The organism is Citrobacter sp. 21OH12SH02A-Citro (assembly GCF_027919895.1).
Lineage (GTDB): Bacteria > Pseudomonadota > Gammaproteobacteria > Enterobacterales > Enterobacteriaceae > Citrobacter > Citrobacter braakii.
Map to the genome: position 1 here is coordinate 48,530 of NZ_CP114801.1, position 26,387 is coordinate 74,916.

General features: G+C 52.8%; 28 protein-coding genes. 19 read left to right on the top strand and 9 right to left on the bottom strand.

Annotation, left to right across the window (positions count from 1 at the left end; genetic code table 11):
- The first annotated feature begins 57 nt into the window (after positions 1–57).
- Positions 58–1,140: a cellulase family glycosylhydrolase gene (locus tag O6D90_RS00245; RefSeq protein ID WP_032931959.1), complete on the top strand. Its 1,083-nt coding sequence runs from the start codon at positions 58–60 to the stop codon at positions 1,138–1,140.
- Here O6D90_RS00245 and emrD read toward each other — a convergent pair.
- From emrD to tisB, 3 genes are all read right to left on the bottom strand, one after another.
- Complete coding sequence (emrD, locus tag O6D90_RS00250) at positions 1,067–2,251, bottom strand: multidrug efflux MFS transporter EmrD (RefSeq protein ID WP_016157807.1); 1,185 nt, start codon at positions 2,249–2,251, stop codon at positions 1,067–1,069. The two genes, O6D90_RS00245 and emrD, sit on opposite strands and share 74 nt — an antisense overlap.
- A gap of 193 nt (positions 2,252–2,444) precedes the next feature.
- Positions 2,445–3,278, bottom strand: coding sequence for a DMT family transporter (locus O6D90_RS00255; protein WP_016157806.1), 834 nt, complete (start codon positions 3,276–3,278; stop codon positions 2,445–2,447).
- Between the two features lie 123 nt (positions 3,279–3,401).
- Entirely contained in the window at positions 3,402–3,491 is a 90-nt protein-coding gene (tisB, locus tag O6D90_RS00260; protein ID WP_003023909.1) for a type I toxin-antitoxin system toxin TisB, read from the bottom strand.
- A gap of 523 nt (positions 3,492–4,014) precedes the next feature.
- On the opposite strand from tisB, the gene ivbL reads away from it, so the two are divergent.
- The 3 genes from ivbL (at position 4,015) to ilvN (ending at position 6,203) form a co-directional block, all read left to right on the top strand.
- On the top strand, positions 4,015–4,113 hold the full coding sequence (gene ivbL / locus O6D90_RS00265) for an ilvB operon leader peptide IvbL (RefSeq protein WP_003827118.1): 99 nt from the start codon (positions 4,015–4,017) through the stop codon (positions 4,111–4,113).
- A gap of 107 nt (positions 4,114–4,220) precedes the next feature.
- Complete coding sequence (gene ilvB / locus O6D90_RS00270; protein ID WP_016155049.1) at positions 4,221–5,909, top strand: acetolactate synthase large subunit; 1,689 nt, start codon at positions 4,221–4,223, stop codon at positions 5,907–5,909.
- Positions 5,910–5,912: 3 nt separating this feature from the next.
- Entirely contained in the window at positions 5,913–6,203 is a 291-nt protein-coding gene (gene ilvN / locus O6D90_RS00275) for an acetolactate synthase small subunit (RefSeq protein ID WP_003023914.1), read from the top strand.
- Between the two features lies 1 nt (position 6,204).
- Here the strand turns inward: ilvN and O6D90_RS00280 are convergent, their stop codons facing one another.
- Positions 6,205–6,990: a DeoR family transcriptional regulator gene (locus tag O6D90_RS00280; protein WP_016157805.1), complete on the bottom strand. Its 786-nt coding sequence runs from the start codon at positions 6,988–6,990 to the stop codon at positions 6,205–6,207.
- A 325-nt stretch (positions 6,991–7,315) separates the two neighbouring features.
- Between O6D90_RS00280 and rbsK the strand changes: the two genes are divergently transcribed.
- From rbsK to nepI, 11 genes are all read left to right on the top strand, one after another.
- Positions 7,316–8,236, top strand: a complete 921-nt coding sequence (gene rbsK, locus O6D90_RS00285) for a ribokinase (protein WP_003827124.1) — start codon at positions 7,316–7,318, stop codon at positions 8,234–8,236.
- Between the two features lie 27 nt (positions 8,237–8,263).
- On the top strand, positions 8,264–9,580 hold the full coding sequence (fucP, locus tag O6D90_RS00290; RefSeq protein ID WP_003023919.1) for an L-fucose:H+ symporter permease: 1,317 nt from the start codon (positions 8,264–8,266) through the stop codon (positions 9,578–9,580).
- Between the two features lie 11 nt (positions 9,581–9,591).
- Positions 9,592–10,605: an aldose 1-epimerase family protein gene (locus O6D90_RS00295; RefSeq protein ID WP_016157804.1), complete on the top strand. Its 1,014-nt coding sequence runs from the start codon at positions 9,592–9,594 to the stop codon at positions 10,603–10,605.
- A gap of 196 nt (positions 10,606–10,801) precedes the next feature.
- The gene (gene uhpA, locus O6D90_RS00300; RefSeq protein WP_016157803.1) at positions 10,802–11,395 is read left to right on the top strand and encodes a transcriptional regulator UhpA; all 594 of its coding nucleotides are present in this window, start codon (positions 10,802–10,804) and stop codon (positions 11,393–11,395) included.
- A complete protein-coding gene (gene uhpB / locus O6D90_RS00305) occupies positions 11,392–12,894 on the top strand; it encodes a signal transduction histidine-protein kinase/phosphatase UhpB (RefSeq protein ID WP_016157802.1) in 1,503 nt (500 codons plus the stop codon). The genes uhpA and uhpB overlap by 4 nt, the downstream gene beginning before the upstream one ends.
- A gap of 9 nt (positions 12,895–12,903) precedes the next feature.
- Positions 12,904–14,232, top strand: coding sequence for an MFS transporter (locus tag O6D90_RS00310; RefSeq protein WP_016155042.1), 1,329 nt, complete (start codon positions 12,904–12,906; stop codon positions 14,230–14,232).
- A gap of 142 nt (positions 14,233–14,374) precedes the next feature.
- Positions 14,375–15,766: a hexose-6-phosphate:phosphate antiporter gene (gene uhpT / locus O6D90_RS00315; RefSeq protein WP_003023929.1), complete on the top strand. Its 1,392-nt coding sequence runs from the start codon at positions 14,375–14,377 to the stop codon at positions 15,764–15,766.
- A gap of 148 nt (positions 15,767–15,914) precedes the next feature.
- Positions 15,915–16,367 carry a DUF1198 family protein gene (locus O6D90_RS00320; RefSeq protein WP_016157801.1) on the top strand — a complete coding sequence of 151 codons (453 nt, stop codon included), beginning with the start codon at positions 15,915–15,917 and terminating at the stop codon, positions 16,365–16,367.
- A 100-nt stretch (positions 16,368–16,467) separates the two neighbouring features.
- Positions 16,468–16,809 carry a type II toxin-antitoxin system RelE/ParE family toxin gene (locus O6D90_RS00325; protein WP_016157800.1) on the top strand — a complete coding sequence of 114 codons (342 nt, stop codon included), beginning with the start codon at positions 16,468–16,470 and terminating at the stop codon, positions 16,807–16,809.
- Between the two features lie 8 nt (positions 16,810–16,817).
- The gene (locus tag O6D90_RS00330) at positions 16,818–17,117 is read left to right on the top strand and encodes a helix-turn-helix domain-containing protein (RefSeq protein ID WP_016157799.1); all 300 of its coding nucleotides are present in this window, start codon (positions 16,818–16,820) and stop codon (positions 17,115–17,117) included.
- 118 nt (positions 17,118–17,235) lie between these two features.
- Entirely contained in the window at positions 17,236–18,420 is a 1,185-nt protein-coding gene (gene nepI, locus O6D90_RS00335) for a purine ribonucleoside efflux pump NepI (RefSeq protein WP_016157798.1), read from the top strand.
- 55 nt (positions 18,421–18,475) lie between these two features.
- On the opposite strand, the gene O6D90_RS00340 is transcribed toward nepI, so the two are convergent.
- Together O6D90_RS00340 and O6D90_RS00345 are read right to left on the bottom strand one after the other, a co-directional pair.
- Complete coding sequence (locus tag O6D90_RS00340) at positions 18,476–19,858, bottom strand: glycoside hydrolase family 1 protein (RefSeq protein WP_016157797.1); 1,383 nt, start codon at positions 19,856–19,858, stop codon at positions 18,476–18,478.
- A 92-nt stretch (positions 19,859–19,950) separates the two neighbouring features.
- Entirely contained in the window at positions 19,951–20,244 is a 294-nt protein-coding gene (locus tag O6D90_RS00345; protein ID WP_016155038.1) for a YicS family protein, read from the bottom strand.
- Between the two features lie 130 nt (positions 20,245–20,374).
- On the opposite strand from O6D90_RS00345, the gene O6D90_RS00350 reads away from it, so the two are divergent.
- Both O6D90_RS00350 and nlpA read left to right on the top strand, forming a co-directional pair.
- A complete protein-coding gene (locus O6D90_RS00350; protein WP_016157796.1) occupies positions 20,375–20,791 on the top strand; it encodes a GNAT family N-acetyltransferase in 417 nt (138 codons plus the stop codon).
- A 171-nt stretch (positions 20,792–20,962) separates the two neighbouring features.
- Positions 20,963–21,781 (top strand): lipoprotein NlpA, encoded by an 819-nt coding sequence (gene nlpA, locus O6D90_RS00355; RefSeq protein WP_016157795.1) that lies wholly within the window; start codon positions 20,963–20,965, stop codon positions 21,779–21,781.
- Between the two features lie 28 nt (positions 21,782–21,809).
- Here nlpA and O6D90_RS00360 read toward each other — a convergent pair whose 3' ends face one another.
- From O6D90_RS00360 to O6D90_RS00370, 3 genes are all read right to left on the bottom strand, one after another.
- A complete protein-coding gene (locus O6D90_RS00360) occupies positions 21,810–22,712 on the bottom strand; it encodes a carboxylate/amino acid/amine transporter (protein WP_016157794.1) in 903 nt (300 codons plus the stop codon).
- A gap of 118 nt (positions 22,713–22,830) precedes the next feature.
- Complete coding sequence (locus tag O6D90_RS00365) at positions 22,831–23,136, bottom strand: putative quinol monooxygenase (protein WP_016157793.1); 306 nt, start codon at positions 23,134–23,136, stop codon at positions 22,831–22,833.
- 1 nt (position 23,137) lies between these two features.
- The gene (locus tag O6D90_RS00370; RefSeq protein ID WP_016155033.1) at positions 23,138–24,145 is read right to left on the bottom strand and encodes a zinc-binding alcohol dehydrogenase family protein; all 1,008 of its coding nucleotides are present in this window, start codon (positions 24,143–24,145) and stop codon (positions 23,138–23,140) included.
- A 110-nt stretch (positions 24,146–24,255) separates the two neighbouring features.
- Between O6D90_RS00370 and O6D90_RS00375 the strand changes: the two genes are divergently transcribed.
- Together O6D90_RS00375 and O6D90_RS00380 are read left to right on the top strand one after the other, a co-directional pair.
- Positions 24,256–25,161, top strand: a complete 906-nt coding sequence (locus O6D90_RS00375; protein ID WP_016157792.1) for a LysR family transcriptional regulator — start codon at positions 24,256–24,258, stop codon at positions 25,159–25,161.
- A 355-nt stretch (positions 25,162–25,516) separates the two neighbouring features.
- The gene (locus tag O6D90_RS00380) at positions 25,517–26,353 is read left to right on the top strand and encodes a helix-turn-helix domain-containing protein (RefSeq protein ID WP_016157791.1); all 837 of its coding nucleotides are present in this window, start codon (positions 25,517–25,519) and stop codon (positions 26,351–26,353) included.
- The last annotated feature ends 34 nt before the right edge of the window (positions 26,354–26,387 follow it).

Below are 26,387 nucleotides of genomic sequence, written 5' to 3' on the forward strand. Positions count from 1 at the left end.
CGCTTTCTCGCTACACGCAAAGTGAAAAAGCATGCTAAATACGTGATATCACTCCTGATGATTTGCGTAAGGACGACCGTGTTAAAGCCGATTGTTTCCCTTTTACTGTTAGCCAGCGCCACCGTGTGTGCCGCGCAACCTGTGCTGACCGCGGCGCAGTATGCGCAGCAGCTTGGCGTTGGGATGGACGTAGACTGGGCGCGCACCGATCGGGGTATCCGTGAATTCGATCCGCTGGTGGTGCGGGATTACAGGGCTAAAGGGTTAACCCACGTGCGTATTCGCGTGGCGGGAGAGCCCACGGAGGCGCGGCTTATACATCTGCGCAAGCTGGTGGAAGCCTGCGAGCAGTATGGCGTGATCCCGATAATTGCCTATCAGGCTGACGAATATAAAAAAGATCCCAGTACCGGTAACGAAAAAGAGGTGGTTAACTGGTGGGTGGCGGTGGCGCATTACTTTGGTCAAAGCTCGCCGTTGCTGGGTTTCGACCTGATATACGAACCCTCTGATAAGCTCAACCATAATCAGGTGTCGCTCAATCGGGTGTATGACAAAACCATTCGTACTGTCCATGCCATCGACCCGCAGCGGATGATTTTTATCGCGCCGCGACTACGCGCCGCGCCGGAAGATTTGCCTGACCTGAAACTGCCGCCGCAAAGTCAGAATACCGTGCTGGCTCAATGGCATATTTTTCCGTGGGGGCCGCTGAAAAATAACGGTAAATATCCGTGGACCTCAGGCACAGCGGCAGAAAAGGCCGCTATTCGCGCCCGTATCAATACCGCCATTCACTGGCAGCAGAAAACGGGTCATGTCAGTTGGGTGGGAGGCTGGTCGCCAGGAGAAACCATCAGGAACGCGCCTTCTGCCTCGCAAATGGCGTTTGCCCAATTTATGGCGTGCGAACTGAAAAAAGCGAAAATTCCCTATGCTATCAATGCGGATACGCAGTTTTATGATGGCGAGGAAGGCGCCTGGCGTCCGGCGCTGGTACCGTTACTGACGACGATGATCGTGCCTGAATGCGAAAAGCCCGGCGATAAGCCGGGCCATCATACGCTTAAACCGCCTGCCCCTGATGCGACACGCGTGACGCCAGCGGAAGCCAGCAAACAAAAATCAACAGTCCCATAAGGGTCATCAGCAGGCCCAGACTGGCTTGCCCGGTCTGCGGCAGCATTGCAGAAAACCACGCCAGCACGCCGGAACCAATATTCTGTAATCCCCCAACCAGCGCACCGGCAGTGCCTGCCAGGAATGGGAAAGGCTCCATTGCGCCACTGGTTGCCAGCGGAAACAGCATCCCGGCACCGAAGAAAAATAGTGCGGCGGGAATCAGCAGCGTCCAGACGTTCATCACGTCAAACAGACCCGGGATCCACATCATTAAACCGGCTACCAGACAGCAGATAACCGACTGCCACATCAGCGTCGAGAAACGCTTATTCGGGCGACCGGCGAACCAGGCGCCGAAAAATGCCGCCGGGATGGGCAGAATAAACAGGATACTGACCACCATGCTGCTTAAACCGAGCCTTGCGCCCAACAATACCCCGGAGCAGGCCTCGAAGACCGCAACGCCCGCCAGGCCGCCGATCAGCATCAGCACGTAACAGGTGAAAGAACTGTTACCAAACAGCGTTTTATAGCTGGCGATAAGGCGTGGACGCGGTGCGCCCGCAGGACGCGTTTCCGGCATCCAGCGCGCCATGCTAAACGTGACGCCCGCGCACAGAACCAGCAGGAAGATGTAACAGGCGCGCCAGTTCCACAAGGTATCCAGCATGCCGCCAATCAGCGGGGCCAGCAGCGGACTCACCAGAATCCCCATGTTTAACAAACTATTCGCGTGGCGCAACTGCGTACCTTCGTACAGATCGCGCGGTAAGGTTCGCGCCATTACACCGCCGACGCCTGTGCCCATGCCCTGGATTGCACTGGCGATAATCAGTACCGTCAGGCTGTGGGTGGTAATCGCGACCAGCGTGGCCAGCATAAAAATAGACATTCCGGTGAGGATCACCGGACGGCGGCCAACGCGATCGGAAAGTGGGCCGTAAAACAGTTGTGACAGGCCGTAGGTCAGCAGGTAGGCGGCCATTACGCTTTGCACCGCTCCTTCGCGAACGTTCAGTTCACGCGCCATATCAGCAATCGCGGGGATATAAATGGTTTGCGCCATCTGACCTACCGCCACCAGTAATACCAACATCAACAACAAATTGACGCTTCTATGCCTTTTCATTTTGCTGATTACTTTTAAAAAAGAGAAAAAATAAGAATAAGGTGCTGTACTTTCCCATAAATGCGAGTGGAATCTACCACAACAGAAAAAGAAGGCCAGATAGTGGGCTGGAATGTTTACGCGATGAACGGCAGGAAATGTAAACAAAAAGCGGCAACAAATGTTGCCGGATTGCATCGGCTTTACGGCGCGATCATGACAAGCGAAGTAAGACAGCGCCTACGGCAATACCGGCGGCCGCGACAAGGCGTATTCCGGCAACCTTTTCTTTCAGCAGCAGCCAGGCAAGCAGAGCGCCAAACAGAATGGAGGTTTCACGTAGCGCTGCGACCACCGCCAACGGAGCCTGGGTCATGGCCCACAGCGCCAGACCGTAAGAACCCATCGTACCAATTCCACCCAGAATACCTTTCTTCCACTGTTGTACCAGATAGCGTGACGCTTCCCGGCGCCGGGCGATCATCGCCCAGCCCAGCAGACAGGAACCGTTCAGAAAGAAGGTCCACAGCGTATAACCGAGCGCGGTTTCTGATAAGCGTACGCCGGTGCCATCAACCAGCGTGTACCCAGCGATAAAGCAGGCGTTAATGAGCGCCAGTACGATCCCGCGTTGTGAGCTGCTGCGTCCGTTAAATGCCATGCCGAGAATGGCCAGACAGATCGTAGCAATCCCCACCCAGGCAAACACAGACAGGCTATCGCCAAGGAACAAGACGCTGATAATCGCAACCAGCAGCGGTGCTGTTCCACGCATCAGAGGATAGGTCTGACTCATATCCGAAACCTGATAGGTTTTGGCGACCAGGACCGTATACACCACTTGCAACGCGGTTGAGACGGCCAAAAACGGCAGGCTGGCGGCGGAAGGCTGAGGCGCGAAGGGTAAGCAGATCAATGCCATAATCGCCGCGGAGCCGCTGACGCCAATCGCCGAGTACAGTTTATCGTTTCCAGCTTTAACAATGGCATTCCAACTGGCATGCAGCAGCGCGGCAAACAGCAAAATGCAGAAAACAGAAAGCGTCATGGTGGCGTTCTTCCCTGAGAATGTCATAAAAACGTAACATATTGGCGCGAGACAAGCACCAGGGAGAAGGTGAAAGGGGAGCGGAGTGTTACCCGCTCCCCTTAGGTGCGACTTGAATCCGAATTACTTAACGTATTTCAGAACGGCATCAAGTAGTTGCAGTGCTGCAACAATGAGTTTGAGGATAAGAATAGCGATATCCACGAGGCTCATACGCTCTCCTTTTGGTACAAGGAGCACGGTGCTGACGTACCTCGCCGCTGCCTGTTGCCAGCACCTTTGTTGACATAACACAGTGTGCTCACACGGGGGTTAAGGCGCTGACGGCACCACCCGTTTCAGCCAGGACTTTGATGCGCCGGTTTACGATGCGGCCCCCCGCATAACACATTGCGTACCGAGACATTATAGATAAATACTGTATAAATTAACAGTATTTTATGGACGTTGTGTCATTCATGTTCCATACTCAAAACCATCAAAATTCGTGCCGAAATTGCGTGTTCTTCGCAGAACGCGTATACTTTTTCCGTTGACATAACACAGTGTGTTCGGCGGCTACCAACCGCACAGCGCTGAAAAAAACCTCGCTCCGGCGGGGTTTTTTGTTTTCCGACTCTGCACAGCGAAATGTGATCGTTGACGCATTTTTATGCAGATGAAAATTTTTCCATTGTCACGCTGAAAAACCTGTGTTTGTATAAATCCAGTTAATCAACAAACAGACAGGTCCCTAATGAACCCTTCCATGCTGACTGCGACCCTACTAAAAACTGCGCCATCTCGCGCAGCGGTTGTCGTGCGTGTGGTGGTGGTCGTCGGCAATGCGCCGTAGGGTCCGGATCAACACACGATTCCAAAACCCCGCCGGCGCAAACCGGGCGGGGTTTTTCGTTTAAGAGACCTGCCCGAAGCAAAGGCCCAGAATAAAAGGACTGGAGCATGGCAAGTTCGGGCATAACATCCAAGCGTACGCGTTTTACGGGCGCAGAATTCATCGTTCATTTCATGGAACGCCAGGGGATTCAGGTGGTCACCGGTATTCCTGGCGGATCGATTCTTCCCGTGTATGACGCCTTGAGCCAAAGCACGCAAATCCGTCATATCCTGGCGCGCCACGAGCAGGGCGCGGGGTTTATCGCGCAGGGGATGGCGAGAACCGATGGTAAACCCGCCGTCTGTATGGCCTGCAGCGGACCGGGCGCGACCAACCTGGTGACCGCCATTGCCGACGCGCGGCTGGATTCTATCCCGCTGGTGTGTATCACCGGGCAGGTTCCGGCCTCAATGATCGGGACCGACGCCTTCCAGGAAGTCGACACCTACGGCATCTCTATCCCCATCACCAAGCACAACTATCTGGTCCGCCATATCAGTGAATTACCGCAGGTCATGAGCGATGCGTTCCGCATTGCGCAGTCCGGCCGTCCGGGCCCGGTGTGGATAGACATTCCTAAGGATATTCAAACCGCCGTTTTTGAAATTGAAGAGATGCCGGAGCCCGCGCAGAAAATGGCGGCACCGGCGTTCAGCCAGGACAGCATTCGCGATGCCGCAGCTATGATTAACGCCGCACAGCGTCCGGTGCTGTATCTCGGCGGCGGCGTGATTAACGCGCCTGAGCGGGTTCGTGAACTGGCAGAAAAAGCCATGCTGCCCACCACCATGACCTTAATGGCGCTCGGTATGCTGCCGAAAGCGCATCCGCTGTCGTTAGGCATGCTGGGTATGCATGGCGCACGCAGCACTAACTTTATTCTGCAAGAAGCGGACTTATTGATTGTTCTGGGCGCACGTTTTGATGACCGGGCGATTGGTAAAACCGAGCAGTTCTGTCCGAACGCCAAAATCATCCACGTGGACATCGACCGCGCGGAGCTGGGTAAAATCAAACAACCACACGTGGCGATTCAGGCGGATGTCGATGAGGTTCTGGCACAACTGATCCCATTAATTGACGCGCAGCCGCGAGAGTCGTGGCATCAAATGGTGGCCGATTTACAACGCGAATTCCCCTGCAGCATTCCGCAGGAAAGCGACCCGCTCAGCCACTATGGGCTGATCAACGCCGTAGCGGCCTGCGTGGATGACAATGCCATTATCACCACCGACGTAGGCCAGCATCAGATGTGGGCCGCACAGGCTTACCCGCTGAACCGTCCGCGTCAGTGGCTGACCTCCGGCGGTCTGGGAACCATGGGCTTTGGCCTGCCGGCGGCAATTGGCGCAGCGCTGGTCAACCCGGACAAAAAGGTGCTGTGCTTCTCCGGCGACGGTAGCCTGATGATGAATATTCAGGAAATGGCGACGGCCAGCGAAAATCAGCTGGATATTAAAATCATCCTGATGAATAACGAAGCGTTGGGTCTGGTGTATCAGCAGCAGAGTTTGTTCTATAAGCAGGGCGTTTTTGCAGCGACATATCCGGGGATGATTAACTTTATGCAGATAGCCGCCGGGTTTGGCCTCGAAACCTGCGATTTGAATAACGAAGCGGATCCACAGGCAGCGTTGCAGGAGATTATTAATCGCCCTGGACCTGCGCTGATCCACGTGCGCATCGATGCCGAAGAAAAAGTGTACCCGATGGTGCCGCCGGGTGCGGCAAACACAGAAATGGTGGGGGAATAAGCCATGCAACAGCAGACTCATGACAACGTAATCCTGGAACTCACCGTACGCAACCATCCGGGCGTAATGACCCACGTCTGCGGGCTGTTTGCCCGCCGCGCATTCAACGTGGAAGGCATTCTCTGTCTACCGATTCAGGACAGCGACAAGAGCCGCATCTGGCTACTGGTCAACGACGATCAACGTCTTGAGCAGATGATAAGCCAGATCGACAAGCTGGAAGATGTGGTGAAAGTGGCCCGCAACCAGTCCGACCCGTCGATGTTTAACAAAATCACGGTTTTCTTTGAGTGAGTTAGTCGCCGTCTGAATCCGGGGTGATGACTTTGACAGAACCGTTCCGGCAGTGGGTTGCGTAATCTGCCGGCAACGGGCGATCGCTTATCAGTACGTCAAAAGTGGAGAGCGGGCCAATGCTGGCGGGGGCAACCTCATCAAACAGGGCGTGGCGGGTCAGCAGAATTTTGCGCAATCCGCGTTCCATCGCTTTGCGTTTGGTGGCCAGATCGTCCGGATTGAACCAGCTAACGCCGAAATGCTCATGGACTCCGCTGGCAGAGATAAACACTTTTCGTGGGTTGAGCGCATCCAGCGGAGAGGGATTGCTGGTGTCGTAAAAGGCATCACTTTTCGCCCGATAGGTGCCCCCGCAAAGAATCACCGTGGCGTTGGGTTTTTCATTTAGCGCCACGAATACCCGGTGTGAGTAGCAAATTCCGGTAAAGGTAATATCGTCCGGGATCATGCTGACGACTAATGGCATTTCCGCACCATTATCAAAAAAGACCAGATCGTTTTCACTGACCAGTCCCGCGGCCAGAATGGCAACCGGTAAATCGTCGCGATGATACTGCTTTTGCACGGGGAGCGGAGCGTTAACGAGGGTGGCGGGCTTGTTCACCATCACGATGTAACCACCGAGTAGCGTAAGCGGCAATGGTTCGTCATCCTGGCTGAGATCCCGACGGATGGTCATCACGGAAACCTCCAGCATGCGCGCCGCCTCTTTCAGATGGATTCTGTCGGTCTTCTTCAACAATTCCATCAGACGTCGAATACGTTCTTTTTGCTTGGTTTCCATGCACACTCTCCACGAATCATGTTTTCATGTTCCTTCAGTAACATTTATGTGTTTCTGGGAACATGATATTGCTGCATTACTATACGTCTGACCATTGGGAAATAAAAGCGTGTTTTTACACGTTTTATTGATTATAAGCAGCGAGTTTTCAGTCAATTGTAAGCAAGTTAATCATTTTGAGTGTGATAGAGATGCAACATTTAGCATAATAAATAAACAATAAAATGATCCTCCAATCGCGATCCTAGTCACAAATGATACGGAAGTAACATGATAATGTTATTTTAATATCATTGTTGTGTGATTGTTTCTGAGAGGTAGTAAAATGGATATCGCGGTTATTGGCTCCAACATGGTGGATCTCATCACCTACATCAACCAGATGCCCAAAGAAGGGGAAACGCTGGAAGCACCCGCCTTTAAAATTGGTTGTGGCGGTAAAGGGGCAAATCAGGCCGTTGCGGCTGCTAAGCTCAACTCCAAAGTGCTGATGCTGACGAAAGTCGGTGATGATATTTTTGCGGATAACACCATTCGTAATCTCGAATCCTGGGGGATTAATACGACCTATGTCGAAAAGGTACCCTGCACCAGCAGCGGCGTTGCACCGATCTTTGTTAATGCAAACTCCAGCAACAGCATTCTGATTATTAAAGGTGCCAACAAGTTTCTCTCCCCGGAAGATATCGATCGCGCGGCGGAAGATCTGAAAAAGTGTCAACTTATTGTCCTGCAGCTGGAAGTACAGTTGGAAACGGTTTATCACGCGATTGAATTCGGTAAAAAACACGGTATTGAAGTGTTATTAAATCCCGCCCCTGCATTACGGGAATTAGATATGTCTTATGCCTGTAAATGCGATTTCTTCGTGCCAAATGAAACCGAGCTCGAAATATTAACCGGTATGCCGGTGGATACCTATGACCATATTCGCGCCGCGGCACGTTCTTTGGTCGATAAAGGTCTGAACAATATTATCGTCACCATGGGGGAGAAAGGCGCTCTGTGGATGACGCGTGACCAGGAAGTCCATGTCCCGGCGTTTAAAGTGAACGCTGTCGATACCAGTGGCGCAGGTGACGCTTTCATCGGTTGTTTTGCCCACTATTACGTTCAAAGCGGTGATGTCGAAGCCGCCATGAAAAAAGCCGCTCTCTTCGCTGCATTCAGCGTTACCGGGAAAGGCACTCAATCATCTTATCCAAGCATCGAACAATTTAATGAGTTTCTTACCTTAAACGAATAATACTCCTGCATTGTAAAAGGTAGCACTATGAACGATAAAAACATCATTCAGATGCCCGACGGCTATCTGAATAAGACGCCTCTGTTCCAGTTTATTTTGTTATCCTGTTTATTCCCTTTATGGGGATGCGCAGCCGCATTAAATGATATTCTGATTACGCAATTCAAAAGCGTATTTTCACTCAGCAACTTTGCTTCGGCATTAGTTCAGAGTGCCTTTTATGGCGGTTATTTTTTAATTGCGATTCCGGCATCTTTGGTGATTAAAAAGACCAGTTATAAAATCGCCATCTTAATGGGACTGACCCTTTATATTGTTGGCTGTACGCTCTTTTTCCCGGCATCGCACATGGCCACCTACACCATGTTCCTCGCGGCAATTTTTGCGATTGCGATTGGCCTGAGCTTCCTGGAAACCGCAGCCAACACCTACAGCTCCATGATTGGCCCAAAAGCGTATGCCACCCTGCGCCTGAACATCAGCCAGACCTTTTACCCCATTGGTGCAGCCGCTGGTATTCTGCTGGGTAAATATCTGGTCTTCTCTGAAGGCGAGAGTCTGGAAAAACAGATGGCTGGGATGAACGCGGAGCAGATCCACAACTTTAAAGTGTTGATGCTGGAAAATACCCTTGAGCCTTACAAGTACATGATTATGGTGCTGGTTGTGGTGATGGTGTTGTTCCTGCTGACCCGCTTCCCGACCTGCAAAGTCGCGCAAACGGCGAGTCATAAACGTCCGTCAGCGATGGATACGCTGCGTTATCTGGCCAGCAATGCCCGTTTCCGCCGTGGGATTGTGGCGCAGTTCCTGTACGTGGGGATGCAGGTCGCGGTGTGGTCATTTACCATCCGTCTGGCGCTGGAATTGGGCGATATCAACGAGCGCGACGCCTCAACCTTCATGGTCTATAGCTTTGCCTGCTTCTTTATCGGCAAGTTTATCGCCAACATCTTGATGACACGCTTCAATCCGGAAAAAGTGCTGATCCTCTACTCCATCATTGGCGCACTGTTTCTGGTCTATGTTGCGCTGGCGCCAAGCTTCAGCGCCGTGTACGTTGCCGTACTGGTGAGCGTCCTGTTTGGACCCTGCTGGGCGACAATCTATGCCGGTACGCTAGATACCGTGGATAACGAACATACTGAAATGGCGGGAGCAGTCATTGTCATGGCGATTGTTGGTGCAGCGGTGGTTCCGGCAATTCAGGGCTATGTGGCCGATATGTTCCACTCGCTACAACTCTCGTTCCTGGTCTCCATGTTGTGCTTCGTGTACGTCGGTATCTATTTCTGGCGTGAAAGCAAAGTGCGCAATAACCTGGCTGAAGCGACTGTTTCCTGAGGAGAGCGATCATGACAACACGTATCACGCTGTGGCGGGAACTCTTTGCAGAGCATCCGCGAATCTTACTGAAGAATAGCGACTTCACGGTTACCGCATTTCGTTACGCCAGCGGTGTGGAAGGGCTGAAGGTAGAAAACAGTCGTGGACATCTGGTTATTCTGCCCTGGATGGGGCAGATGATCTGGGATGCTCAGTTTGACGGGCATGAACTGACCATGCGCAACATGTTCAGTCAGCCGAAACCGGCTGCGGAAGTGGTAGCGACTTACGGCTGCTTTGCTTTCCACTCGGGTATATTGGCTAATGGCTGCCCTTCGCCGGAAGATTCTCACCCGTTGCATGGCGAAATGGCCTGTGCCGCGATGGATGAGGCCTGGCTGGAGCTGGAGGGAGAGAATTTGCGCGTGAGCGGACGCTACGAGTATGTGATGGGGTTCGGTCATCATTATCAGGCGCATCCTGCGGTGATTATGCGTAAAGCGAGTGCGCTGTTTGATATCCAGATGGCGGTCACCAACCTCGCCTCAGTGGCAATGCCTTTACAGTATATGTGCCATATGAACTATGCCTACGTACCGGAAGCGACCTTCAGCCAGAATATCCCGGATGAAGCCATGAAGCTGCGTGAGTCGGTACCCGCGCATGTTAAGCCTACCGAGCAGTGGCTGGCGTTTAATCAGCGGATCATCCAGGGCGAGGCCTCGCTGGGGCGCCTCAACGAGCCCGATTTTTACGATCCGGAAATCGTTTTCTTCGCTGACCAACTGGACCGATACACGGATAAGCCTGAATTTCGCATGATCGCACCTGATGGCACCACGTTCGTGACGCGTTTCTCCAGCGCGGAGCTGAATTATGTCACCCGTTGGATCCTCTATAACGGCGATCAACAGGTGGCAGCCTTCGCCCTACCTGCGACCTGTCGCCCTGAAGGCTTCCTGGCGGCACAGCGAAAAGGCACGTTGATTCAGCTAGAACCGCAGCACACCCGCACATTTACCGTCACAACTGGCATCGCCTGATCGCTCAAGGTTTAAACAGCAGCGCGTCGGTACACAAAATCCTTCAAGCTGCATAAGGCGGCAAGTCTGAGAATCCCCAGGAGCTTACTCAAGTCAGTGACTGGGGTGAGCAGACCAAGCCAACGCAGAGGCTGCTTGAAGGATAAAGTGTATATCGTTAAGGTAAGCACGTTTTTTATCCCCCAGGACAGAACCCATGATCACCGTTGCCCTTATCGACGACCACACTATCGTCCGCTCCGGCTTTGCCCAGTTGCTGGGGCTGGAACCTGATTTGCAGGTTGTGGCTGAGTTCGGCTCAGGCAGTGAGGCGCTGGTGGGATTACCGGGACGTGGCGTGCAGGTATGTATCTGTGATATCTCGATGCCTGATATCTCCGGTCTTGAACTGTTAAGCCAGTTACCAAAAGGGATGGCGATTATCATGCTCTCCGTCCACGACAGCCCCGCGCTGGTGGAGCAGGCGCTCAACGCGGGCGCGCGTGGTTTCCTTTCTAAACGCTGTAGCCCTGATGAGCTGATCGCGGCGGTGCATACCGTGGCGACCGGCGGCTGCTATTTGACGCCGGATATCGCCGTCAAACTGGCGGCTGGTCGTCAGGATCCGCTGACCAAACGCGAACGTCAGGTGGCGGAGAAACTGGCGCAAGGCATGGCGGTAAAAGAGATTGCCGCCGAACTGGGCCTGTCGCCGAAAACGGTGCACGTGCATCGTGCTAACCTGATGGAAAAACTGGGCGTTAGCAACGATGTCGAACTGGCCCGCCGGATGTTTGACGGCTGGCAATGAACACGCTCTGTTCCCGGTTAATCACCGTTGTTGCCTGCTTCTTTATCTTCTCTGCCGCGTGGTTCTGCTTGTGGAGTATCAGCCTGCACCTGGTTGAGCGCCCGGAGCTGGCGGTACTGCTGTTTCCGTTTGGCCTGCGTCTGGGGCTGATGCTGCAATGTCCACGCGGCTACTGGCCGGTGCTGCTGGGTGCGGAATGGCTGCTTCTTTTCTGGCTGGCGCAGGAAGTGGCGCTGGCTCACTTGCCACTTTTGATGATCGGGAGCTTCCTCACGTTACTCCCGGTGATGCTGATTTCGCGCTACCGCCATCAGCGCGACTGGCGCACGCTGCTGTTACAGGGCGCGGCGCTGACGGCGGCGGCGTTGCTGCAATCGCTGCCTTGGCTTGGGCAAGGCGAAGAGGCGTGGAATGCCCTACTGCTGACGCTCACTGGTGGATTAACGCTGGCTCCGATCTGTCTGGTTTTCTGGCACTATCTTACCAGCACCACCTGGTTGCCGCTGGGCCCGGCGGTGGTGTCTCAGCCGGTGAACTGGCGCGGGCGGCATCTGGTCTGGTATCTGCTGCTGTTTAGCGTCAGCCTGTGGTTGCAGCTTGGCCTGCCCGATGAACTGTCACGCTTCACGCCGTTTTGCCTCGCACTGCCGATCATTGCGCTCGCCTGGCACTACGGCTGGCAGGGGGCACTGATTGCCACGTTAATGAACGCCATTGCGCTGATTGCCAGCCAGACCTGGCACGATCATCCCGTCGACCTGTTGCTCTCCCTGCTGGTGCAAAGCCTGACCGGGCTGCTGCTCGGCGCGGGGATCCAGCGTCTGCGCGAGCTTAACCAGTCGCTGCAAAACGAATTAGCGCGCAACCACCGTCTGGCTGAACGCCTGCTGGAGACCGAAGAGAGCGTCCGCCGGGATGTGGCGCGCGAACTGCACGATGATATCGGTCAGACCATCACCGCCATTCGCACCCAGGCGGGCATTGTCCAGCGGCTGGCGCCGGAAAACGCAGGGGTGAAGCGCAGCGGGGCGCATATCGAACAACTTTCTCTTGGCGTATACGATTCTGTGCGTCGTCTGTTGGGTCGTCTGCGTCCGCGCCAGTTGGATGATCTCACGCTGGAACAAGCCATCCGCTCATTGATGCGTGAAATGGAGCTGGAAAGCCGCGGCATCGTCAGCCACCTTGACTGGCGAATTGACGAATCTGCACTCAGCGAAAGTCAGCGGGTGACGCTGTTTCGCGTCTGTCAGGAAGGGCTGAACAACATCGTTAAGCACGCCAACGCCAGCGCGGTGACGCTTCAGGGCTGGCAGCAGGATGAACGGCTGATGCTGGTGATTGAGGACGACGGCAGCGGCCTGCCGCCGGGGTCGAATCAGCAGGGATTTGGCCTCACCGGGATGCGTGAACGTATTACCGCCCTCGGGGGATCGCTCTCGATTTCCTGTACGCACGGCACGCGGGTCAGCGTGTCGTTACCCCAGCGTTATGTGTAAGGAGCGGTCATGTTTTCGTTTTTAAAAGCCCCAGTCAGCGCGCCGCTCATCACCGATAAGCGTGAAGTGGATGCCCTCTACCGCTACTGGCGGCGGCATATTCTGACCACTATCTGGCTCGGCTACGCGCTGTTCTATTTCACACGCAAGAGCTTCAACGCCGCCGTACCGGATATCCTCACCAGCGGCGTGCTGACCCGCAGCGACATTGGTCTGTTGGCGACGCTGTTTTACATCACCTACGGCCTGTCGAAGTTTGTTTCCGGTATCGTCAGTGACCGTTCCAACGCCCGTTATTTTATGGGGTTTGGGCTTATCGCCACCGGCGTGGTGAACATTCTGTTTGGTTTTTCCACCTCGCTCTGGGCTTTTGCGGTGCTCTGGGCGCTGAACGCCTTTTTCCAGGGCTGGGGGTCGCCGGTCTGCGCGCGTTTATTGACTGCGTGGTATTCGCGTACCGAACGCGGCGGCTGGTGGGCGCTGTGGAATACTGCGCACAATGTTGGCGGGGCGCTGATCCCTATCGTGATGGCGGCGACGGCGCTGCACTACGGCTGGCGTGCCGGGATGATGATCGCCGGGCTGTTGGCGATTGTGGTGGGGATTTTTCTCTGCTGGCGGCTGCGCGACAGGCCGCAGGCGATTGGTCTGCCGCCGATTGGCGACTGGCGCCATGATGAGCTGGAAATCGCCCAGCAGCAGGAAGGAGCAGGGCTGAGCCGTAAAGAGATCCTCACCCGCTATGTATTGCTGAATCCCTATATCTGGCTGCTGTCGCTGTGTTACGTGCTGGTGTACGTCGTCCGCGCCGCCATCAACGACTGGGGCAATCTGTATATGTCGGAGACGCTCGGCGTGGATCTGGTGACCGCCAATACCGCCGTGACCATGTTCGAATTGGGCGGATTTATCGGCGCGCTGGTCGCAGGCTGGGGCTCGGACAAACTGTTTAACGGCAACCGCGGTCCAATGAACCTGATTTTCGCTGCCGGAATTTTGCTCTCCGTGGGCTCGTTGTGGCTGATGCCGTTCGCCAGTTACGTGATGCAGGCGGCGTGCTTCTTCACCACCGGATTCTTCGTCTTCGGCCCGCAAATGCTGATCGGCATGGCGGCGGCGGAGTGCTCGCACAAAGAGGCAGCGGGCGCGGCAACCGGTTTTGTCGGGCTGTTTGCCTATCTGGGGGCATCGCTTTCCGGCTGGCCGCTGGCGAAGGTGATGGAGGTCTGGCACTGGACCGGATTCTTTGTGGTGATCGCCATTGCGGCGGGGATTTCCGCGCTGCTGCTGCTGCCGTTTTTGAACGCCCAGGCTCCACGCGAACTCAACGAAGCGTGATGCACCTCACCTTTTTGCCCCGAGTAGGGTAAAACTAAGAAATTTTCCCGGTTTCACCTGGACGCTGTCTCAGGCGCGTCCCCCGGCTGATTTTTACAATGCCTGCCATTCGCAGGTATAAAAATTAGCTCGGGAGTGTCAAATGCTGGCCTTTCTAAACCAGGTACGCAAGCCGACCCTGGATCTGCCGCTCGATGTGCGGCGCAAAATGTGGTTCAAACCGTTCATGCAGTCCTATCTGGTAGTCTTTATTGGCTACCTGACCATGTATCTGATCCGCAAAAACTTCAACATCGCGCAGAACGACATGATCTCCACCTACGGGCTGAGCATGACGCAGCTGGGGATGATTGGCCTGGGCTTCTCCATCACCTACGGCGTGGGTAAAACGCTGGTTTCCTACTACGCCGACGGCAAAAATACCAAGCAGTTCCTGCCGTTTATGCTGATCCTCTCCGCCATCTGTATGCTCGGCTTCAGCGCCAGCATGGGGGCGGGTTCAACCAGCCTGTTCCTGATGATCGCCTTCTACGCGCTGAGCGGTTTTTTCCAGAGTACTGGCGGCTCGTGTAGCTATTCCACCATCACCAAATGGACGCCGCGTCGCAAGCGGGGTTCTTACCTCGGCATGTGGAATATCTCCCATAACCTCGGTGGTGCGGGTGCGGCTGGCGTGGCGCTGTTTGGCGCCAACTATCTGTTCGACGGTCACGTCATTGGTATGTTTATCTTCCCGTCAATTATCGCCCTGATTGTCGGCTTTATCGGCCTGCGCTATGGCAGCGACTCCCCGGAGTCTTATGGCCTCGGTAAAGCTGAAGAGCTGTTCGGCGAGGAGATAAGCGAAGAGGACAAAGAGACTGAAGAAAATGAGATGACCAAATGGCAGATCTTTGTTGAATACGTGCTGAAAAACAAAGTGATCTGGCTGCTGTGCTTCTCCAACATTTTCCTGTACGTGGTGCGCATCGGTATCGACCAGTGGTCCACTGTCTACGCTTTCCAGGAGCTGAAGCTCTCCAAAGAGGTGGCGATTCAGGGCTTTACCCTGTTTGAAGTGGGCGCGTTGGTCGGCACGTTACTGTGGGGTTGGCTCTCTGACCTGGCTAACGGTCGTCGTGCGCTGGTAGCCTGCGTGGCGCTGGCGTTGATTATCGCGACCTTGGGCGTTTATCAGCACGCCAGCAACCAGTATGTCTATCTGGCTTCGCTGTTTGCGCTGGGCTTCCTGGTGTTTGGTCCTCAGCTGTTAATCGGTGTTGCAGCCGTCGGATTCGTACCGAAAAAAGCAATCGGCGCAGCCGACGGGATTAAAGGCACCTTCGCATATCTGATTGGTGACAGCTTCGCCAAGCTGGGTCTGGGGATGATTGCCGACGGCACGCCGATCTTTGGTCTGACCGGCTGGGCGGGCACGTTCGCCGCGCTGGATACCGCCGCCATCGGTTGTATCTGCCTGATGGCCATCGTGGCCGTGTTTGAAGAACGTAAAATTCGCCGCGAGAAAAAAATTCAACAATTGAAAGTCGCTTAAGTTAAGTGTGCATTGGTAACTTTTGCCCGCCTCAATGGCGGGCTTTTTTATGCCGCGGATCCATCCTGAATCGCGTTGATACGTTCAGTCGTCGACAGAGAGGAATTTGCCGTTATGATGGGCATCCTGTCTGGTAATGGATGTGCGCATGATTTGGATAATGCTGGCCACATTGGTCGTTGTTTTTGTAGTGGGTTTTCGGGTGTTGACGTCCGGATCTCGACGGGCAATTCGCCGTCTGAGCGAGCGACTGAATATTGATGTTGTGCCGGTAGAGTCGATGATCGATCAGATGGGAAAAGTACAGGGTGAGGCTTTTTTACAGTACCTCCACCGCCCAGATGAATCGCATCTGCAAAATGCTGCCCAGGTGTTGTTGATCTGGCAAATCGTTATTGTCGACGGCAGTGAGTCGAATCTGCTGCAATGGCACCGTTGGCTGCAAAAAGCCCGATTGGCCACGCCGATTACTGACGCACAGGTGCGTCTGGCGCTTGGTTTTCTGCGCGAGATAGAGCCGGATATGCAGGAGTTTAATGCGTTTCAGATGCGCTATAACGCCTTTTTCCAGCCCGAAGATGGCGTGCACTGGCTGCACTGACAGTCATGCCTGTTGGCGAATTAATTGTGCAAATATAAATTGATTTAATAGCTAATGGGCTATAATTTACCTATAGCTTATTAGCTATGAGGGATCGTTGATGTGGGAAGTGGAAACAACGGATGTTTTCGATAAATGGTTTGACGTACAGACCGAGGCGCTCAAGGAAGATATGCTCGCAGCGATGATGATTTTATCCGAGTATGGTCCTCAGTTAGGCAGGCCGTTTGCTGATACGGTAAATGCTTCTGCTTTTTCAAATATGAAAGAGTTGCGAGTGCAGCATCAGGGCAACCCGATTCGGGCGTTCTTCGTGTTTGATCCTTCTCGCCATGGCATCGTGTTATGCGCAGGCGATAAAACAGGGTTAAACGAGAAGAAATTCTATAAAGAGATGATCAGGCTTGCTGACGCTGAGTACCGAAATCACCTTAATAAGTAAGGAAAATTATGGCGACGCTTAAAGAATTGATGGCGAAACAAAGCCCGGAAAGCCAGGAGCGCATTGCTGAAAAAGTAGAAGTGCTACGTCAGGTGATTGCGTTAAATATGTTACGGGAAGAACTGAATCTCTCTCAGGCGGAACTTGCCTCGGCAATGGGCGTTAAGCAGCCAACAATCGCAAAAATGGAACAGGCGGATAACGATCCTCGTCTGTCGACGCTTAAGCGTTATGTCACAGCGTTAGGTGGCGAACTGAGCATTGATGTTAAGTTACCGACAGGTAAAAGAGTCGCGTTTCATCTTTAAAAATCCGTGTGGCCTGGATTTTGTGTAAGATGAAAGTAGTTGCCAAAACGTTAAATGCGTCACAAATTTAGTGTTACACTGCGTAACTTTTCTGCAATAACCCCACGCAGGTAACAAAATGAGTGAAGCTGTTGAACAAAAATCCCGCGCTGAGGCAAATGCCCGACCGAACTGGTCGGCGGTATTCGCTGTGGCGTTCTGCGTTGCCTGCCTGATAACCGTTGAGTTTCTGCCCGTTAGCCTGTTAACGCCGATGGCGCAGGATCTGGGGATTTCTGAAGGTGTTGCCGGACAATCGGTGACTGTGACGGCATTTGTTGCCATGTTCGCCAGCCTGTTTGTGACGCAAATTATCCAGGCGACCGATCGTCGCTACGTGGTGATCGTGTTTTCGGTGCTGCTGACGCTCTCCTGCCTGTTGGTTTCCTTTGCCAACTCTTTTTCACTGCTGCTCATTGGCCGCGCCTGTCTCGGTCTGGCGCTTGGCGGATTCTGGGCGATGTCAGCGTCGCTGACCATGCGTCTGGTTCCCGCCCGTACGGTACCGAAAGCGCTGTCGGTGATTTTTGGCGCGGTCTCTGTCGCGCTGGTGATTGCCGCGCCGCTGGGGAGTTTTTTGGGCGGTATTATCGGCTGGCGCAACGTGTTTAATGCGGCGGCGGTAATGGGCGTGCTGTGCACGATTTGGGTGGTGAGAGCGCTGCCGTCGTTGCCAGGTGAACCTTCGCATCAGAAACAAAATATGTTCAGCCTGCTGCAGCGCCCGGGGGTGATGGCCGGGATGATTGCCATCTTTATGTCCTTTGCCGGACAGTTCGCCTTCTTTACCTATATTCGCCCGATCTATATGAATCTGGCAGGCTTTGAAGTTGATGGCTTGACGTTGGTGCTGCTGAGTTTTGGTATCGCCAGCTTTGTCGGGACGTCGCTCTCCTCGGTGGTTCTGAAGCGCTCGGTCAAACTGGCCTTAGCCGGTGCGCCGCTGGTGCTGGCGATTAGCGCGCTGGTCCTGATCCTGTGGGGTAGCGACAAAGTTGTGGCGGCAGGTATTGCGATTATCTGGGGCCTGGCGTTTGCGTTGGTTCCGGTCGGCTGGTCGACGTGGATCACCCGATCGCTTGCCGATCAGGCAGAAAAAGCCGGATCCGTCCAGGTCGCCGTGATCCAACTTGCCAATACCTGCGGGGCAGCGGTGGGAGGCTATGCGCTCGATAACCTCGGACTGCTTTCGCCCCTGATGCTTTCCGGCAGCCTGATGCTGCTGACGGCGCTTCTGGTCACGATGAAGGTCAGAATACAGTGAGATTGTTGCCTGATGGCGCGCAGCTTTCAGGCAACATCGTTATCTGACGACTGAATCAATCAAAACCATTGTTTTCGGCGGTATGGGCAAACCATTCGCCGCTTTTCTTCACCGTACGTTTTTGCGTATCTAAATCTAACTGGACAAAACCGTAGCGGTTTTTATATCCGTTGAGCCAGGACCAGTTATCAATAAAGGTCCACATATGGTAGCCAAGACAATTACACCCTTCGCTAATGCCTTTATGTAGCCATTTAAGATGCGCAGAAACAAATTCAATACGGTAGCTGTCGTTGATTTGGTCCTGCTGAATAAAACGTTGCTCATTTTCGACTCCCATGCCGTTTTCAGAAATAAAACAGCGCGGGTTGCCGTAGTTATCACGCAGATTAGTAATAATATCGTATATACCTGGCTCGTAAATTTCCCAGCCACGGTAAGGGTTCATTTTACGCCCCGGCATTTCGTAATAATCAAACAGCCACTCCGGCATAAACGGCGCGTCAGGATTGACGGCAGTATCACGACATTTCACGCGGCGCGGCTGATAATAATTAATACCGAGCAGGTCGATTTTGCCATCGGCGATGAGCTGACTGTCGCCTGGCTGACATGCTGGGAGTTGATCGTACTCTTTTAGCAGCTCTATCAGATCCGCCGGATATTCACCTTTTAGCACCGGGTCAAGGAAGCTGCGGTTAAACAGCAGATCCGCATGGTGCGCAGCTTTTACATCCGCTGGGTGTTGTGAGCGCGGATAAGAGGGCGTTAAATTCAGGATCACACCGATTTCACCGTCATAACTACCGGCGTGATATGCGCGTACCGCCGTGGAATGCGCCAGTACGGTGTGATACGCCACGGTGGCCGCGCGTTTGAAATCCACCACATTAGGGTAATGGAAGTCATACAGATAGCCGCCTTCTACCGGGACAATCGGTTCGTTAAAGGTGAACCAGTGCTTCACCCGATTGCCGAACAAGGTAAAACAGGTTTGTGCGTAGCGACCAAACGCCTCAACCACATCACGGTTTTCCCAGCCACCTTTCTCCTGCATCACCATCGGCATATCGAAGTGGAACAGGGTGATAAATGGCGTAATGCCTTGCGCCAGCAGCTCATCGATGACGTTGTTATAGAAATCAACTGCCTGCGGGTTGACGTCGCCAGTACCGTCCGGGATCAGTCGTGACCAACTGATTGAAGTGCGGAAGCTGTTGTGCTTCAGCTGTTTGAGCAGTGCGATGTCCTGTTTCCAGTGCTGATAAAAGGTCGAGGTGTTCGCCGGGCCAACCCCCTGATGGAAACGCCCAGGCTGGCGGTCGAACCACACGTCCCATGTCGTCTGGCTTTTGCCGCCGTTCAGACTATCCCCTTCGGTTTGCAGCGCCGAGCAGGCACTGCCCCACCAAAAGTTTTCGGGAAAACGGTATCGCATTATCTTGCTCCTTGATGTGTTTCATTTCCCTACACAATAGGCGATTTTGCAAAACAGAAACCGGTTACAGCACTCGTTTTTCAATGCGATAGTTACAAATCCGGGCATTCAACTTTGCCCAGCGCTTCCCAGTAGTTGTTCTGATTGTTTCTTTGTATTGCCAGAATGGCTTCGCGGATGTGTTGCTGATTACGGGTATCAGCCATAATCGTTTTTTCCCACACCTCATCCGATGGCGACCCCTGCGGGGTACAAATCTTGCGTAAATCCTTCAATACGGTGTTTTTTTCATGAACGGACTGTAGAGAGCCATAAGCCGAATCGGCCTGCGCCAAACCCGGCAGCATGAAAAGAATGGCAATAAGCGGAAAAACGGCTTGTTTCATGATAATAATCCTTGTTGTCGATGCGCATCATCTCAAGAGTAAGTGTAGACGGCATGCGCCTCACTCATCAGCCTGTGTTAATTTCTAAAAAGAAAATCAGCCAGAAGTTTTAGTTTTTCAGGAGGATATGATGCAAATACAGATTACAGATACCATTACTGAAGACGATCAAAATGCTCTGCTTGTTGGATTGCGCGCCTACAATCGCCAGTTCCTGAGGACCACCAATTTTGGCGACCTGGCGGTGTACTGGCGCGATGAGCACAATAAAATACTGGGCGGGCTGATCGGTAAAATCAAAGGCGAATGGCTGTGCATTGATTTCCTGTGGATGCATGACTCGCTGCGTAAAGGCGGTTACGGCACAAAGTTGATGCAGGCCGCTGAACAGACGGCGCGTGAGAGAGGATGCCTGCATGCGCTGGTGGACACGATGAGTTTCCAGGCGCTGCCGTTTTATCAGAAAAACGGCTATCAGTTGCAAATGACCCTCGATAACTTTCCAGAAACCGGTTCCGCGCGCCATTATTTGTCGAAAACGTTTTGATGACCGGAAGGACTGCAAAAGGGATGACCTAACGGCACATTCCGACTCATTTTCCTTTTCGCATTATGCTTTTTTCTTCTTGCTGATGCTTTTTCGTTTTTTAAACCGCAGCGGCCTTCCCGCTATAGTCATTTCATTACTCATCAGGCGGTTATTGCAAAAGGATAAAACGTGAAACTGAAAATACCTTATTTCGGGGCTGGGGCGGCGTTATTACTGGCGGGATTATTGCTGGCAGGATGCGATCAGCAGAACAATGATGCAAAGCATATTAAAGTGGGCGTGATTAACGGTGCAGAGCAGGATGTGGCGGAAGTCGCGAAGAAAGTCGCTAAAGAAAAATATGGCCTGGAGGTGGAATTGGTGGGGTTTAGCGGTTCTCTGCTGCCCAACGATGCCACTAATCATGGTGAGCTGGATGCCAATGTCTTCCAGCATCGTCCGTTCCTTGAACAGGATAATAAAGCGCACGGCTATAAGCTGGTAGCGGTGGGCAATACCTTTGTGTTCCCGATGGCGGGTTATTCGAAGAAAATCAAAACCGTTGCTGAACTAAAAGACGGTGCGACGATTGCGATACCTAACGATCCGACCAACCTTGGGCGGGCGCTGTTGCTGCTACAAAAAGAGAAGTTAATCACTCTGAAAGCGGATACCGGCCTGCTGCCAACGGCGCTGGATATTACGGATAATCCGCGACATCTGAAAATTATGGAACTGGAAGGGGCGCAGCTACCGCGCGTGCTGGACGATCAAAAAGTGGATGTGGCGATTATCAGTACCACCTACATCCAGCAAACCGGGCTTTCTCCGGTACATGACAGCGTATTTATCGAAGACAAAAATTCACCGTACGTGAACATTCTGGTGGCGCGAGAAGACAATAAAGATGCCGAGAATGTGAAAGAATTCCTGCAATCTTATCAGTCACCGGAAGTGGCGAAGGCGGCAGAAACTATCTTTAACGGCGGCGCAGTTCCGGGCTGGTAATCATCACCCGTTGCCGCGCCGGTTGGGGTTAAACCGCTCTGGCGCGGCGACGTGAGTCCATTGAGATAAGCACGACCGATGAGAGGATCAAAAGCGTACCCAGCCAGTCTGGCAGGGTAAAGGTGATGCCTAACAGCAGCAGGGACAGCAACGCACTGCTCAACGGTTCCGCGCAGCTTAAAATGCTCGCTTTCGGTCCGCCAATCATCTGCGCGCCTTTCAGGTACAGGCTAAACGTGAGCGAAGTACCGATGACCACCAGATAGAAAAACGCCAGAATTAAACTGCCATTCACCACGAAATGAGTTCCCTGCCCGGCATAGAACGGCAGTAGGATCATTCCACCGATTAACATACTCCAGCCGACGACCGGCAACGTGCCGTAGCGCGCGATGAGCGTTGAGGGGTAGGTGGTATAGAACGCGGCGGCAAACGCCGAGGCTATTCCCCAAAACAGCGCGGCAGCTGAGATAGATAACGACGTCGGATTACCGTGGGTGACCAGTAAGAAGGTGCCGATGAGCGAGGTGAAGATCGCCGTCAGCACTAAAATCCCCGGCCGCGCTTTGCGCACCACGGAGAACCACGCCACGATAATGGTCGGTGACAAAAATTGCAGCACCGTCGCGGTGGCGGCGTTGGATTTTTCGATGGTCAGCAGGAAGGTTAGCTGTACGGTGAGTGCCCCGACCACGGAAAAAATCAGCAGGCTGATGGCGTCCTTGCGGTTTTTGATAATGGAGAACACGTTGTCGCCGTGCACGAAAGAGAGCATCAGCAGAATGAGCCCCGCGAAAATCAGGCGCGTCATGGTCAGAAACTGCGACGACATCTGGCTTTGTTCCATGATGTACTGCGCGCAAACGCCTGAACTTCCCCATAATACGGCGGCAATCAGGACGTTCATCATCCCTCTTCTGGTGGAACTCATCTTTCCCTCTGCATGTTGTTTTGTTTTATTTGTGTGCAGGCATCATAGCAGAGATAGCGAAGCGAGTGAGACATGACGGGCACAGCCCCCCACACCGCAGGGGGCTTCGGCAGTCATCTTACGGCGTAATCGGCGTCAGATAATCCAGTCGTAGCGGTTCGGCCAGCAGCTCGTTCATTTGCAGAATAAACGTCTGGAAATGGGGCAGGGCGATATGCTCGTCCAGACCGGCCTGACCGCGCCAGGATTCACGAACGTAGAAGACATCCGGTGTGTCGCGCAACTGGAACAGGGCATACTCAATATTGCCCGGCTCCTGGCGCGTGGGCAGCAGCAGAGCCTGCAGCGCCTGTTTCAGTGCGTCGATTTTCCCCGGTCTGGCTTTCAGTACCGCAATAATTGAAATCACTTCTGAATCAGACATGTTAAAACCCCTCCAGCACAATCTTGCCGACTGAACGACCGGTTTCAATTTGCGCGTGCGCTTTTTGCAGATTCGCCGCGTTGATTGCGCCAAAATGCTCGCCCAGCGTGGTGCGAATGGTGTTGTCATCGATCAACTGTGCCACGCGGGTTAATAGTTGATGCTGCGCAATGATGTCGTGGGTGGTAAACATCGAACGGGTAAACATAAATTCCCAGTGCAGCGAAATGCTTTTGGCCTTCAGTGGACGTGCATCGAGGGTTTGCGGATCGTCAATCAGCGCCAGTTTGCCCTGCGGCGCCAGGGCGGCAATAATTTGCGGGTAGTGCTGCTCGGTATTGTTCAGGCTGGCAACGTGCGTCACCTCTTTAATGCCTATCCGAGCCAGCTCTTCCATCAGCGGCTTGCTATGGTCAATCACGTGATGAGCGCCTGCTTCACGTACCCATTTCTGGCTCTGTGGACGTGAAGCGGTACCGATGACTGTCATTTTGGTCAGCTTACTGGCCAGTTGCGTCAGGATAGAACCGACGCCGCCAGCAGCGCCAACAATCAATAACACATCATTTTCATTGCCATTTTCCTCAACGCCCAGACGGTCGAACAGCATTTCCCAGGCGGTGATGGCGGTCAGCGGCAGTGCCGCAGCAGAAGCGTTGTCCAGCGATTGCGGCTTCAGCGCGGTAATACGTTCATCAACCAGCTGAAATTCACTGTTACTGCCAGCGCGACCCAGCGCACCGGCGTACCAGACTTCATCGCCAGGAGCGAACAGGGTGACTGCTTCACCCACGGACTTCACCACGCCAACGGCGTCCCAACCCAGCACGCGGGGCACATCAGCGTTAAAACCTTCGCGGACCTTGGTATCAACGGGATTGACGGAAATGGCCTTCACTTCAACCAGCAGATCGTGCCCGGAGGCGACGGGCATGGGCAGGTCAATCTCTTGTAAAAATTCAATGTTACTGCCGTCGGTTGCGGCGCGGGTAATAGCGATGGCTTTCATAATCTCTCCGGTTAATAAACCTTCTATCTGTTGAATAATTCGATGGTAAACCGGTAGCAGAACGGGAAAAATAGCCCTTCGGCGACAGGACTTATACTCGGGGAGTGAAAATGTTCCGGCTTGAAGATCTCACGTTGTTTGTCCGCGCCGCGGCGCTAAATAGTTTTAGCGATGCCGCACGCGAAGTCGGCGTTCAGCCTGCTCAGGTCAGTTCTGCTATTAAGCGCCTGGAGTCTACGTTGGCTATCCGCTTGTTTGCCCGCTCCACGCGCAGTCTGCGCCTGACGCCGGAAGGTGAGGTCTGGCTACCCTATGCCCGCCAGATGCTGGACGTGATGCATGCCGGGCTGCAAAAAATTCAGACCCCGGAAGATGAAGTTTCAGGCACGCTGCAAATCGCTGTACCTTCCGATCTCGGTCGGAACCTACTGCTGCCGGTCTTTCAGTCGTTTCGACGCCGCTATCCCGCGCTGCGCCTGCGGATTTTTTTCTCCGACCAGGTGACGGATGTCTTTAAAGACCCCGTCGATGTGGCGTTTCGCTATGGCAACACCGAAGACGCATCTTACATTGCGCTGCCTGTCGCACTTGGTAACCGACGCGTGCTGGTGGCATCACCGGAATGGGTTGTGCAAAACGGCGCGCCGCAAACCCCGGATGATTTAACACAGCTCAACGCCATGACCTTCGTCTTACGCGGACGCCTGCACGATCGCTGGACGTTTACGCATAACGGCGAGGTTAGCAGTGTGCAGGTTAACGGCACCATTATGAGCGACGATGCTGAAGTAATCCGACGGCTGGCGATTGCCGGAGAAGGCATCGCATACAAGTCGTGGCTGGATGTCAGCGAGGATGTGCGTGATGGACGATTGCAGCTACTGATGCCTGATTACCTGGGCGAAAAAGCCCCGCTAAATATGATTTGCCCACATCGTAAGCAGCTTTCAACGGCTGTCCGTCTGCTGCATGACGCCGTGAAGGCGCGGTGTGACACGTTGGGCGTTTCCCCGTGAGGTGTTCAATCGCAGGAATATTATTCGATAGCCATACGCATAAATAATAGCTAATCTCTGTTGCTGGCATTAATCTGATCGGAACGCCGATCAGTTAGTGATAATTGTTTCATTGAGTATAGTTTCTTCGATAAATATTATTTCTTAAATTAATGCAGTGTTTATAATATTTATTTTAAGAATTTTTTGGTCGATGATTTAATGACTTGTATATTTATTAAAAGGTATTTGACGAGATACCTTCTGCTACGATATAAAACATAATAGCCCCGATACATACCTATTTCTTTGCCTGATTGTTAAACGCATTGATGCTTTTTGTTATTACGTTATTTATTGGGGTAGGAGAGGGCCATTGAAGTCAAAGACTATAAATGATGTATTGTATTATATAGAAGATAATTTTGTTTCAGGCATTGGTATTGATGACATTTCACAGTTTTCCGGATACAGCCGCAGACATATACAGAATATTTTAAAACAGCGAATAAATATGCCTGTGGGGCTTTATATTCGTAGGCGACGGATAACCAAAGCAGCAAGCTTGTTACGCCTTACTCATATGGATATTATCGATATTTCAGTGCGGGTGGGATTCGATTCTCAGCAATCTTTCTGTCGTGAATTCAAAAAACTAACCGGTTATACCCCCACAGAATACCGTAAAAATCCCAGTTGGGACCTTTCGCCGTTAATGTCGTTTGTACTGCGCAGTGATATTGTTGTCGGCGAATTGCAACTACGTACCTTACCTGCTGATACCGTGCATGGATTTCAGTACAACTATGACACACCAATCCCGCCTGCCAGTGACTCACATCTTCATCGATTAAATCTAATATTTGAGCAACTTACCAGTTCAAAACAAAATGTGTGGGCATTAACTGATTTCTCGTCTAATCCAAACTCAATGATGCGGTTGAAAGTTAAAAGCATCATTGGTAACAAAAGTCATCATTCGCCCAATGCCTATAATCGTTATGAGTGTCCTTCGGGAACGTATGCCTGTTTTTCATTCAGATTCAAGAAAGAGGACTATCCACTCTATTCAAGATATATTTATTTTAAGATGTTGCCGGAGAGTAAATTAAAAAGAAAGGCAGGTTATGATATTGAAATATTCCATTATAACCAAGAGGATCTTAAAAACAAAATAATTACCTGTGATCATTACATTCCGATAGATACGTAATGTAAAAAAGCTCCACTTGCGTGGAGCAAAGACC